Source organism: Paenibacillus sp. J31R122 (assembly GCF_056269185.1).
Genome location: NZ_JBWDNM010000001.1, coordinates 445454 through 457824, shown reverse-complemented (window position 1 = coordinate 457824; position 12371 = coordinate 445454). Strand labels below are relative to the sequence as shown.

Below are 12371 nucleotides of genomic sequence, written 5' to 3'. Positions count from 1 at the left end.
TATAAGCAATCAAAAAGCGCTTCTGACAATGCTTTTGCCAGTTGCGCTTAATCACGTTATACCAATGATCATTCATTGATAGCCTCTACCTACATCAATATGTAGTTGATGTTTTTGATTTTACATCAAGATATAGGTCTCGTCAATGAAAATTATGGAGAGATTATTAATTTATAAATTAGACGCACTCGACTATTTTAACAGATACCGATATGATGGGATAGTGACATTTTATTGATATATTGGAGGACGCAATGGACGAGAAAATATCCGCTGAAAAAATTCGAACCAAGCTGGAGCAATTATTCGAAGATGCCGGCTACACGGCTCCAGAACTACTTGCATATATAGGTATGTTGGAGCAGGACAATGAAAAAATGAATCAATTAATAAGAAAATTAAAGCTCGAAGCTGTGCGTAAAACGTCATTATCCCAAGGGATGAACAGCAGATTAAAGGACGCTCTTCGTGAATAATACGAATCTTTATCGTACATTTTCGCAGCTGTCAAATCAACATTACAATAGGCCGATAGCACTTCTTGTTCACCATTCATATTCTGATAAAATATTACAATCAGCTACACGATCCGACATTTATCGAATGAACCGCAACAAAAATGGCTGAGCGGCTTGAACTCTGCTCAACCATTTTTTTATATAAAGTCACGTTGAATGGTATGCACCTATTCTATTTAACAGCCGCAAAAAATAACCGTTCCGATTTACTATTCACCGGCATCAGCTCGAAATCAGCATATCGGTCAACCGATTTGAAGCCCGCTCCCCGCAAAGCCGCTTCGATCCAATCTGGATCATAGGCGCGCTGCACATGAGATTCCTCGAATCGATTAAACCGCGAATCACGATCATGTGCAAAAATCGTTAAATTATGCTCGATCTCGCAACGCTCCTCCTCAAAGTCGCATGTCCATATATAGGCGACATCCCGTTCATCCAGAACAAACGGCTGCTCTTCCGCATAGCGAACAAATTGCTTTGGTGGGTGCATATCAAATAAAAACGAGCCTCCGCTGCGCAGGCCAGCATATGTAGCACGGAAAGCAGCTTCAATATCAGCCTCTTCCGTCAAATAGTTCAAGCAATCGCAAAACGATATGACTGCGTCAACGGGCTCCTGAAGCTCCCATTCACGCATATCCTGTTGAAGCCACCTTATGGATCCTGCGCGAGGTCTTATCGCCTGCTGGGGCGTCTCATCCCATTTACTGCGAGCAACCGTGAGCATGTCCGATGATAGATCGATGCCATAGACATGAAAACCGGACCGGGCAAGCGGAATTGCTATGCTGCCAGTACCGCAGCCAAGATCAACAACGGTAGAAGGCATACCATATCGCGACCAGCCTGCTCTAGCAAAACCAAGCCATTCCGCATAAGGCATATCTTCCATCAATTGATCATACACAGCCGCGAATTGCCCGTAGGAATGCGTCATTCCTGATCAGCTCCTTCAGTATGAGAGCCAGCGTCAATAGCCGTTTCAACATCAGACTGACCAGAAGCATCCAGCTCCGTCTGTTCAGTCAAGTACGTCCAGCTCCCTTTCTGAGTGACTATCCCGTCACGCATTAGTTTGCCTACAGCACGTTTAAAGGCTCCCTTGCTGATTCCGAATTTTTGCTTAATGATATCGGCATCCGTTTGATCCGAATAAGGCATGCCGCCGCCCGGCCTTAACTGGAGAAACTCTAAAATTCGATCCGCATCCTCTAAACGGCCAATTTCTTTGCGCTGTGACATCGAAAGATTTACTCTTCCGTCTTCACGTACAAAGGTCACACGCGCGCTTACCCGTTCGCCAAGACGCAGCGGTCTTGTACGTTCAGAGCTAGGAATATGACCATACACGCCAAAGCCTACGACGCCTCCATCAATGATGACGAAAGAGCCAATCTGCAGCGTCTTCGTTACCCAGCCTTCCACCCATTGGTTGTTCCAAACCGAGGGTGCCGGAAAAACAAGCTCGGACAATTCCTCCTCGAATGCGATTTTCGCCACAAGTCTGCCGATCTTATCATGCTTCATTACAACGAAAACCTCGTCGCCCGGCAATGGCCGATAGTCGATGCTCTCCGGCAGCTCTGAGAGCGGAAGCAGCAATTGTCTGCCTAGGCCCATCTCTAGAAAACAACCTAGCCGAGGATGAACATCAGCAACCCTCAAGCGAGCAAGCTCGTCAAGCTGCAGCAAAGGCTTTTTCATCGTAGCAGCCAAACGATCCTCGGAATCATAGAACAGAAATGCTTCCACTTCATTACCAATTTTCGGTTTAGACCCTACGAGCTCGGTGTAGTGCATCAACACGTCCGATTCTCCGTCGGTCAAGAAATAGCCGTAAGGCGACACCTCGCGGGCCACCCTTAACGTTCGTGTCGTTCCTGCTACGAAGGTCATGCGAATTCAACTACCTTCGCATCGGACCATAAACGCTCAATGTTATAGTATTCGCGCTCTTCACGATGGAAAACATGCACAACTACGTCTCCAAGGTCGATAAGCACCCATCTTCCTGTATTCATGCCTTCAATACCGCGTACACGAGCACCGCTCATCTCGGCTTGCTTCTTGATTTCTGTCGCGATCGCCAGTACCTGCGTATCTGAATTACCGCTGCAGATTACGAAATAATCCGCAACTAGTGAAATTTCCTTTAAATTTAGAGCAACGACCTGCACTGCTTTTTTATCTTCTGCCGCCGCAACTGTTATTTTTAGCAATTGATCCGAATGTATCGTCATAGCCAGCCTCCTATTAATTATAACAACCTCTCAGCCTTTGCTGAGGGAGCTGGGAGAGGTTATACCTCGTCCCGCCAATCAAGATTTCCGCCTGTTTTACATAGGGGGATTTTTGAACGGCTTATCCTTATTATACTTCCAGCAAAGCGTTCCTTGCTTCTATCGTTAGCGGAAAGATTCGTTTTCTCTTTGCTAACAAGAAGGATATCGTAGAATTAAATCCAGCGACAAGCGCCTGATCCAGGTCTACCATGCTTTGTTCACGAATGGCTTCTACTCCTGGAAAATCGCGGCCTGGCTCCATATAATCTGCTAAGCAAACGATTTTCTCCAGCTTTGTCATCCCTCTGCGTCCTGAAGTATGATAGCGTATAGCGTCCAGTATTTCACTATCTGTCACACCGTATTCATGCTCTGCAACCCACGCGCCAACAGGCGCATGCCACAGCTCTTTGTCATAGGTCAGTAAATCGGCAGGCAAATTGTTGTCACGAATGATTTGCTCCATTCGATCGGTTGGCCAATACTTGGCTACATCATGCAAGATCGCTGCTTTCTCCGCGCGTTGCGGGTCCGCGCCAAAGCGTTCGGAAAGCAATACAGCTGTCTCCATAACACCCTGTGTATGAAGCCATCTGCGCTCGGGCATTTGAGCCCTTACCTTATCAATCATTTGTTCACGATCCATACAGACTGTACCTCCTAATGTAGCGATGTACCGCATCCGGCACTAAGTACTGAACGGATTGCCCTGCCTTCGCTCTGCTTCTAATCTCCGTAGACGAGATATCGATTGAGGGCATATCTATTAATTGAAGCCGCTCCTGCAAAAAGCTTGGAAGCTCATCAATATGGATTGGATCAGTTGGCCGTTCCATACCGATAAACGAAATATGTCTCGCCAACTGCTCGATTTGGTACCACTTTGCCAAATCGTTAATTCGATCAGATCCGATTATATAAGAAAAGCTATTATCCGGATTGCGGCGCTGCAGCTCCATGACGGTATCATAAGAATAGCTCACGCCACCGCGCTGAAGCTCAATGTCTAAAGCGTGAAAAGATGGATTGCTCTCTATCGCCTCGCAGACCATTTCGTAGCGCCGTTCACCGCTTACACCTGGTTCATTCGCTTTAAGCGGCGGTGTGTATGATGGTATAAACCATACCTCGTGCAAGTTACATTGCTCGCGTGCTGTTTCAGCCGCAATCAAGTGACCTATATGGATTGGATCGAAGGTGCCGCCCATAATCCCGATCTTGCTCACATTTTTCGCTCCTCATTTGTTTCGCCGTACGCAGTAAAAGCATTGCTAATTGATGGTGCTGCGCGAGACAATAATTCCTACGACCACATTCGTTCCCTGATTCTTTGATTTTGTAAGCCATTTAATGGTTAGAATCAGGTAACAAGATGTGGGCACTGCGTTTCTTCGGAACAATTGTCCCGCTACGCGGTACATCAAAAGCAATAATTTCTGCAACAACACGAAACAAGTTCATTGCTCCAATGGATCAATGGTGCAAAAGTTCAATAATAAAATTATTTACGAGCAGGCATAGGAAGCTCGATTTGTTTATTATCTTTGGACTCTTTGTAGAGCACAATTGTTTTACCGATTACTTGGACGAGCTCGGAGCCGGATGCTGCCGCTATTTCTACGCCGATTTCTTTCGGATCGTCTAGGCAGTTGTTTAGTACTGAAACTTTAATAAGCTCGCGGGACTCGATTGCCTCTTCGATGTGACGCACGAGGTGGTCATTAGAGCCGCCTTTGCCCACCTGGAAAATCGGTGTCAAATGATGAGCCAGAGCTCTTAAATATCTTTTTTGTTTACCTGTAAGCATTGTAATTGTTCCTTCTTTCATCTCAATAATTCTTATGATTAGCACGCTTGATTTAGCCTTGAAGCGATGCTAGTACTGTTTCACGCATTGCAGCGACTGGTGCCGGTTGTCCTGTCCAATATTCAAAGGCGTATGCCCCCTGATAGATGAACATGCCCAAGCCGCTGTGAATGCGGCAGCCGCGCTGCTCCGCCTGCTCAAGAAATTTCGTTTTAATCGGGTTATAGATTAAATCGCTCGCGACAGAGTCTGGCTTAAGCCACGCTGCGTCAACAGGCGTCTCATCTGTCATCGGAAACATTCCGACAGATGTTGTATTGATAATAATATCAGCTTCCTGACAAGCTGCTTGAAGCTTTTCACTAGACACAGCTTCAATGTCGACTTGATCCTCAAACGCATTTGCAAGCTCGATCGCGCGCTCCACTGAACGGTTTGAAATCGTAATATGTGATGGCTTCTCTTTCGCAAGAGCGTAGATAATGCCGCGAGACGCGCCGCCCGCGCCGATGACTACGATTCTTTTGCCAGATAAATCAGGCTCCGCTTCTTCCTTCAGAGATCGAACATATCCGATACCGTCCGTATTATAACCGATCAGTTTTCCATCGTCGTTTACGATTGTATTTACTGCCCCTATCGCTTGCGCACCCGGGTCAATCTCGTCAAGCAGGTCCATAATATCCAGCTTATGCGGTATCGTGACGTTGACGCCGCGAATGCCCATTGCCCGAACGCCAGCGGTGAAATCCGATAAACGATCACTCGTTACCAGGGAAGCGATATAAATACCGTTAATCCCTGTCTCTTGAAATGCCCGGTTCATCATAATTGGAGATTTCGAATGACGTATAGGATGACCAATTACGCCGAACAAAATGGTATTGCTGTCGATCCGGCTTTCTGTGCCTGCTATCGTCACAATGTTTCCCCTTCCTAACGCCCATGTTAAATCATTGAATCGCGAAGAATAACCTTAACGCCCTTAGGCGCGTAAATATCAATCATCGCCCCTGACGCGCCGTTCACTTGTATCCAGCCTAGACCGGAAATGAATACATCTTTTCTATTGCCGGGCTTAACCCGCAGAGAATGTCTGGTCCAAGCGGGAATCGTCTCAAGCTCCTCGAGGGATGGCCCGCCAAGTAATTGACCGCGATGATCCGCGTAAAGCTCGTCCGCCCGTTCAAGCTTCGTGCGATGTATGTTCAATGCATTGGATATATAGAAGGTAAAGGATTGACGATCACCCTCTAAGAAATCAAATCGAACTAAACTGCCAATAAACAGTGTCTGGCCTGAGTTCAATTGATAGACGAGCGGTTTAATCGGCTTGTCCGGCAGCAAAGAGCCTAGGAAGCTGCGCGGCACAACTTCAGTCATCCGCGTTGAATATACGATGCCTGGTGTATCAATTATCGCTTTCCCGTCGTCAAGCGGAATATGGACCGCGTCGAGAGTCGTTCCCGGATACCTGGAGGTCGTCAGTTCGCGCTCCATATCGCTGTAATCGCGAATAAGACGATTTATGAGCGTAGATTTCCCAACGTTTGTTGCACCGACCACATAGACATCGCGGCCATTCCGATATTGCTCAAGAGCCTCAATAACATGCTCAAAGCCCATATTACGCTTCGCGCTGCAAAGCACGACATCGACGGTCCGCAGTCCTTCTTCCTTGGCTTGCTTCTGAACCCAATTCCGAAGACGATTCACATTCATTGCTTTCGGCAGCAGGTCAATTTTGTTAACTACCAGCAGTACTGGATTATTGCCGACAAAGCGCTGCAGCCCAGAAATCAAGCTGCCCTCAAAATCATACAAATCGACAATATGCACGACTAAGCTGTCGGTCGTTCCAATGCTGCCTAGCAGCCTTAGAAAATCATCCTGATCTACTGCAACTGATGATGCCTCATTATAATTCCGAATACGGAAGCATCGTTGACAAATAATCGGATCGCGGCCTAAGGCTGTTTCCGGTAAAAACCCAGGCAAATCCGGTTGTTTCGATTGCAGCTGTACGCCGCAACCGGCACATGACTGTGATGCCTGACTAAGCTGTTGTTCACTCACTTTGTATCCCCCTCGTACCATAAACCTTTTTTCCTTAAACTTTTTAACGCGATTTTTTCAATCCGTCGATTGACCCTCGTCATAATACCTTCATCCATAGGCGCGATCGGAGCTACAAGAATCGTATATAAACCCATACGATTTCCGCCCAGCACATCCGTCAGCATCTGATCGCCAATGACAACCGTGTGCTCAGCGGGAAGCTGTAGTACATTCAAAGCTTTGCGAAATGCCTTGCTAGCCGGCTTGCGAGCAGCATGAATGTAAGGAATTTGAAGCGGATCCGCAAACTTCCCTACACGCGAATCATTATTATTAGAAACGATAACAACCTGGAAACCACGTGAGCGAACAGCATCAAGCCACTGCACGAGCTCCGGTGTCGCCAACGCCTCCTTAGCACCAACAAGCGTATTGTCTAAATCCGTAATGATGCCGCGTACACCTCTGGCGTGCAGCTCATCTAAATTAATCTCATACACCGTATTCACACGCATGTGCGGCAACAGTCGTTCAAACATAATCGATATCCCTCTGCTTTCTGCCTGCTATCTTACGAAACTATACCATACAAACCAAATTTGTTGCAAAAAAATACCGCTGCCAAGGTGAAACGGCTGTAGCCGTCCTTGCAGCGGTGGCGCGTTTCATTCCGGAGAAATATAGGGAAAGTATCGCAAAATGATATGCTTTCCTATATTTCAAAAACGCTGGCAGACGGTATTCGATCATCTTAGCTGATCAATAAGTGCCTTCACCCGTGTAACAAACCGGTCAGCTTCTTCACTTGAAGCAACAACCCTACTATATTTAGCTTGTTCAAAGCCATCCAGCACTACTCTAAGATCTTCACGCAAGCGCTTCTGATTTTGCGACCACCGCAGCACAGCCTCGCGCAGCGTCTCATGCTCCTCCCGCTCCATTCCGCGCTTCTTGCAAATGCGCAGCAGCTTGTGCGTCTCTATTACGATGCGATCATTTTCTGTATACGAAGCGAAGCGTACCCTTCTCCATAACGCAATCATTTTCTCACGACGAATGATAAGCCAAGCTAATCCAAGCACTGCTAACAATGCGGCAGACCCATATGCCCAAAACTTAGTATTTGAATTGTCTTCCGCATGGACAGGCGCCGCAGCTTCTGAGTCGTCAGTATCCAATTCGGGCAGCGGATCTGCTTCATCTTCAGCAATTGTATAAGGGAATGAGAAGCCTGCCGTCGCTTCAAATGGGATCCATCCATAGCCTTCAAAGTAGATCTCCACCCACGAATGAGCATCTGAATTTCGTACGGTATATGTTCCTGCTCCTGATGGATTAACATCCTCTTCCATATAACTGCCTGGTGGACCATAAGAGTTAGCCGGAAGAGTACCTGATGAAAAGCCTTTGACCCATCTTGCAGGCAAACCAATGCTTCTTGCCATCACGGCCATTGAAGTTGAAAAATAATCACAATAGCCTTCTTTCAACTCAAAAAGAAACTTGTCAACAAAATCACTGCTCTCACCTGTAAGTTTCGTTTCGTCCGGTTTGTTATTATAGGTAAAGTTCAGCCTCAGGTAAGTTTCCAGCAGCTTAGCTTTATCATAATCATTTGCAGCTTCTGCTGTAATTTGCTCTGCAAGCTCTTTAACTCGCATTGGCACTGTATCCGGTAATTGTGTATACACGGTATTACGATTTGCTTTCGAATGATCACTCCAGCCTGCAGTCGCGCTTCTTAAAGCATTCTCATCAAGCTCTGGAACAGTAGAAGTTACTGAATAAGAAGTCGGATATTCCCTTAACGACTTACCGTTCGGCAAGTGCAGCTCCCAAGAGCCAGGCAGCCATATCAAGCCCCCTCTTGTCAGGTCAGCTTCTTCGTTGTCAATCCAATGAATTTTCGTTATTGGAGCGGCTGCGAACAGAACCGGATACACATCCTCGCGAACCATCGTCACAATTTGATTAATCTCCATTGTCTTTGCTAAAGGCCGCTCATCAAGAATTGGCAATATCGCTTCCTTCTGAATGTCGGACACGATCTGATCATCCTCGCCGTCCTTTACATCAAACCATCCATCTCCGGAATAGAACGCTTTAGATTCGCCGCGCCAATAGCTGCGTTGGTTGGTCGAGACAGTCATCATTGGAGAATAATCATAATCGAACCCACCGCCGAGCGTATCATCGTTCCTGCTATAGCCTGAGCTTGCATTTGCCGAGCTTTTTGGGGATCTCACGTCCGCTCCTTTATCACCCAGAAAGATCTGTACAGTCTCACCTTTCGACTCCCTCCAGATGGTATAAGGATCTTGGAGTATAGGTGAAACCGACGGCATATTCAGCCCTACAGTCATAAGAACCGTTAATACGAAAGCTGTTGGCAATATTAATTGAAACGGGTATTCAATAAGCTCCTTCCAGCTGTTCGGATGTTCACGCTGCAGTCTCGATAATTGGCTTGCAACGAGCCATAATAACCCGATGAATACAATCAATCCAATCTCATCCCATAGCCAAATCGGAGTGAAAGAGTCGGCGATTGTAAGCAAAAAAATACTAGCGCCAATAAAACCAAAAACACGTAACCGTGTCACCGTCCATACGCTAAACAGCACATAGATCAATAGCAATGCACCGCTAATCCAAATGAACGGATAAAGCTGTATAGAATGCTCCTGCAGCCACCAGACCCATTCCTGCCAACGTTCCGGCTTCGCAACCATCCAATCCATTTCAGCTTGCTGAACTGTAATTATAATAGCTGCAAGAAGTTGCAATATTAGCTTTATAAAACGACGTCGCAATGGCAGCAGCAGATCAATCGCCAGTGCCGTGAAAATCGTATAATAAGCGACAGAAAACGTCTCATCCCACCAGTAGTCCTCGAAGATAGAAATGGAACTTGCTAAAATGACTGCTACAAAAATAAACGACAGCTTCTCATACCAATTCATCGTCATGTATCTGAAGATAGGAAGGAAGATCCGCTTCATGCTATTCCACCCCCTTCAAGTACGGAAGGGAGATCTTGCAGTTGCCCGATTTCGAATACCGGACAATTCCGCTCACGCATCACTTGCTTCCAACCGGTATTGTGGCTCAGTTTATCAACGGAAGATAAAATATGCAGCACACAGGGGGTAATCCCTTTGCGTGAAAGCCATTCTACGCTTCGTATAAGTTCAGCCCCAGTCTCCGATGTAATAATAACAGCGAAACAACCAGCCTCAAGCAATGAGTCAGCTCGTTGCAACGACTTGTATAGTGGATGTATTGCATCTGCATCAACAAAGGTTAAGTGCTTCATGAGCATATTCCGCTGATCAATGCCTGCCTTCGGAGTCATCATCGTCACACTCTCGCCAATCGACAGCAATCCCATGGCTGTATCTTCCTTGAGTCCGTTTTCAAGCAACGACGCGGCCGCTGATACCGCTAATTCAAAACGAGAGGATACTTCACCGTCATACCCGCTTAAACAACGGTCCAAAATAATTAGCGTTCTCGGTAATGATTCCCGCTCGAAGGCTTTCGATTTCCATTGACCGGTCTTCGCGGTAGCATTCCAGTGGACGCGTGACAAGCGATCGCCATACAAATACTCGCGGACACCGTTAATTTGTGTCGTTTCTTTAGCAGAACGAGACGCAATTGCATGTGAATATGGCCCGCGAATACCGCGCTGAACGCCATGCCATTGTCTTAGAGGCACCGTTTGAGGCAATACGCTGAACACCATCTCTGAACCAAATTGTCCAGCATGCTCGAACAATCCGAACACGTCGTATGATAGACATTCCGTATGCGTAAACCGATATTCACCTCGCTGCAGAGGCGGCGTTTGATAGATGACTTGGCCTATTCGCTTCCAGTTGGGAACAAAAGAAGTTTCGAAGGCTAGCTTTTGCCCGTTATGACGATGCAATTGATCTCTGATGATAACAAAAGGCAAAGGATAATAGCCGGGTATTTTGACATGAAGGTTAACATCCAGTGAGCTTCCTGCTGTTAAAGATTGATCAAGCGCGGTAGCCCCCTGGCTGGAATAGGCTCTGCTGCCGGTTACTTTGTTGATGCCGCTCCACCGTCCAAGCAGCAAATATAATAGAAGCATATTTAGTATGATAAAAAGCATAAATGCTGTTTTGCCGCCTTGGAACAAAAAATAGAAAAGATTTATCGTATAAATAACCGCAATAAGCTGCCAGCGTATCTTTATCGTTCTCGCGGCTGTCATCACGTTATCGCTCTAGCCGAACCGGCACTTTCGTGGACTGAATCACCTGTGAAATAATGTCCTCGGCTCGCAGACCGTTCATTCTCGCCTCCGTACGAAGCAGCAATCGATGCGAGAGCACGTATGAAGCCAATGCCTTCACATCATCAGGTGTAACAAACTGTCGTTGCTGAATATAAGCACTTGCCTTAGCAGCTCGGGCCAGCGCAATCGCCGCGCGCGGACTCGCGCCAAGCATTATGCTTGCATGCTCTCTCGTGCCTCGGACTATATCTACTAAATATTTTCCTACCGCATCATCGATGTGAACCTGCAGCACCTGCTCCTGAATATGGATCATATCGGTTATATTAATCATCGGCTCAACTCGATCCGAGGGATGGATGCCCTCATTAGAAAGCACCATGCGCTGCTCATCCGATTCACTCGGATAACCTAACGACAGCTTCATCATAAAACGGTCAAGCTGCGCCTCCGGGAGTGTGTAGGTTCCTTCAAACTCAATAGGGTTCTGGGTAGCAAGCAGAACAAAGGGCCGCGGCAGCTCATACGTATCACCATCTACCGTTACATGACCTTCCTCCATCGCCTCAAGCAAGGCGGATTGTGTCTTCGTCGTAGCTCTATTAATTTCATCTGCAAGCAAAATATTCGCCATGACCGGACCCGGTCTAAATAGAAACGCTTCTTGCTTCGGGTGATAGATGGATACGCCTGTGATATCAGTCGGGAGCAGATCCGGATTGCATTGAATCCGTCTAAATTGACCTCCGATTGATTTCGCCAACGCCTTCACAAGCTGCGTCTTGCCCGTACCAGGAACATCCTCAAGCAGTACATGTCCGCCTGCGATAACAGCAATAAGTAGTCTATGGATTTCTTCCTGTTTGCCGAGGATACAAGAATCTAAGTTTCGTAGAATAGTAGCACATAATTGCATGTCTGCAGGTCGAATATCCATTTAATTACCTCCCGTAATTAAAGCTTGAGTATAAATTACATTACTACTATTTTACAGTAATTCCATTCCACTTCACAAACCTTTTCGCTACAAAAAAAATTGGAGGATCCCACAGGATCCCCCAATTGATCGTGTTTAATCAGCCCTTCGGTCTAATGACCAAAGCTGCTAGAAATGAGAAAATAATCGCTGCTGAAATACCTGCGCTCGTAACTTTAAAAATACCGGATATGACCCCGATCCACCCTTGATCATGTAGCTCAGTCAACGCGCCGTGAACAAGAGCGTTACCAAAGCTTGTGATTGGCACGGTAGCGCCCGCGCCTGCAAATTTAACCAATGGCTCATACAGGCCAATGCCGTCGACTATCGCCCCAATGACGACCAATGTAGCCATCGTGTGAGCCGGAGTCAGCTTGAACACATCAAACATAATTTGTCCAAGGACACAAATAGCTCCCCCGACTAAAAAAGCCCACAAAAAGATCATAAACGC

At 46.6% G+C, this 12371-nt stretch carries 14 protein-coding genes; 1 reads left to right on the top strand and 13 read right to left on the bottom strand.

The annotated features are described in order from the left end of the window. Positions 1–254: 254 nt before the first annotated feature. Positions 255–476 carry a hypothetical protein gene (locus tag AC0YN7_RS01735; protein ID WP_475808219.1) on the top strand — a complete coding sequence of 74 codons (222 nt, stop codon included), beginning with the start codon at positions 255–257 and terminating at the stop codon, positions 474–476. 214 nt (positions 477–690) lie between these two features. Here the strand turns inward: AC0YN7_RS01735 and AC0YN7_RS01730 are convergent, their stop codons facing one another. The 13 genes from AC0YN7_RS01730 to spoVAE all read right to left on the bottom strand — a co-directional run bounded on the left by AC0YN7_RS01730 (position 691) and on the right by spoVAE (position 12365). Next, entirely contained in the window at positions 691–1458 is a 768-nt protein-coding gene (locus AC0YN7_RS01730; protein WP_475808218.1) for a class I SAM-dependent DNA methyltransferase, read from the bottom strand. Continuing rightward, positions 1455–2417, bottom strand: coding sequence for a CvfB family protein (locus AC0YN7_RS01725; protein ID WP_475808217.1), 963 nt, complete (start codon positions 2415–2417; stop codon positions 1455–1457). Before AC0YN7_RS01725 ends, AC0YN7_RS01730 begins: the two co-directional genes overlap by 4 nt. Further along, positions 2414–2761, bottom strand: coding sequence for a ribosome silencing factor (gene rsfS, locus AC0YN7_RS01720; RefSeq protein WP_475808216.1), 348 nt, complete (start codon positions 2759–2761; stop codon positions 2414–2416). The genes AC0YN7_RS01725 and rsfS overlap by 4 nt, the downstream gene beginning before the upstream one ends. Before the next feature lie 130 nt (positions 2762–2891). Next, complete coding sequence (gene yqeK / locus AC0YN7_RS01715; RefSeq protein ID WP_475808215.1) at positions 2892–3449, bottom strand: bis(5'-nucleosyl)-tetraphosphatase (symmetrical) YqeK; 558 nt, start codon at positions 3447–3449, stop codon at positions 2892–2894. Continuing rightward, entirely contained in the window at positions 3439–4011 is a 573-nt protein-coding gene (gene nadD / locus AC0YN7_RS01710; RefSeq protein ID WP_475808480.1) for a nicotinate-nucleotide adenylyltransferase, read from the bottom strand. Before nadD ends, yqeK begins: the two co-directional genes overlap by 11 nt. Before the next feature lie 293 nt (positions 4012–4304). Next, positions 4305–4610, bottom strand: coding sequence for a ribosome assembly RNA-binding protein YhbY (yhbY, locus tag AC0YN7_RS01705; protein ID WP_475808214.1), 306 nt, complete (start codon positions 4608–4610; stop codon positions 4305–4307). A 52-nt stretch (positions 4611–4662) separates the two neighbouring features. Next, the gene (gene aroE, locus AC0YN7_RS01700) at positions 4663–5532 is read right to left on the bottom strand and encodes a shikimate dehydrogenase (protein ID WP_475808213.1); all 870 of its coding nucleotides are present in this window, start codon (positions 5530–5532) and stop codon (positions 4663–4665) included. A 26-nt stretch (positions 5533–5558) separates the two neighbouring features. Continuing rightward, entirely contained in the window at positions 5559–6686 is a 1128-nt protein-coding gene (gene yqeH / locus AC0YN7_RS01695; RefSeq protein WP_475808212.1) for a ribosome biogenesis GTPase YqeH, read from the bottom strand. Next, the gene (locus AC0YN7_RS01690) at positions 6683–7207 is read right to left on the bottom strand and encodes a YqeG family HAD IIIA-type phosphatase (protein ID WP_475808211.1); all 525 of its coding nucleotides are present in this window, start codon (positions 7205–7207) and stop codon (positions 6683–6685) included. The genes yqeH and AC0YN7_RS01690 overlap by 4 nt, the downstream gene beginning before the upstream one ends. 207 nt (positions 7208–7414) lie before the next feature. Further along, positions 7415–9670 carry a transglutaminase domain-containing protein gene (locus tag AC0YN7_RS01685; protein ID WP_475808210.1) on the bottom strand — a complete coding sequence of 752 codons (2256 nt, stop codon included), beginning with the start codon at positions 9668–9670 and terminating at the stop codon, positions 7415–7417. Beyond that, complete coding sequence (locus tag AC0YN7_RS01680) at positions 9667–10914, bottom strand: DUF58 domain-containing protein (RefSeq protein WP_475808209.1); 1248 nt, start codon at positions 10912–10914, stop codon at positions 9667–9669. The genes AC0YN7_RS01685 and AC0YN7_RS01680 overlap by 4 nt, the downstream gene beginning before the upstream one ends. A gap of 4 nt (positions 10915–10918) precedes the next feature. Next, positions 10919–11875, bottom strand: coding sequence for an AAA family ATPase (locus AC0YN7_RS01675; protein ID WP_475808208.1), 957 nt, complete (start codon positions 11873–11875; stop codon positions 10919–10921). A 139-nt stretch (positions 11876–12014) separates the two neighbouring features. Further along, positions 12015–12365, bottom strand: a complete 351-nt coding sequence (gene spoVAE, locus AC0YN7_RS01670; protein ID WP_475808207.1) for a stage V sporulation protein AE — start codon at positions 12363–12365, stop codon at positions 12015–12017. Between the last annotated feature and the right edge of the window lie 6 nt (positions 12366–12371).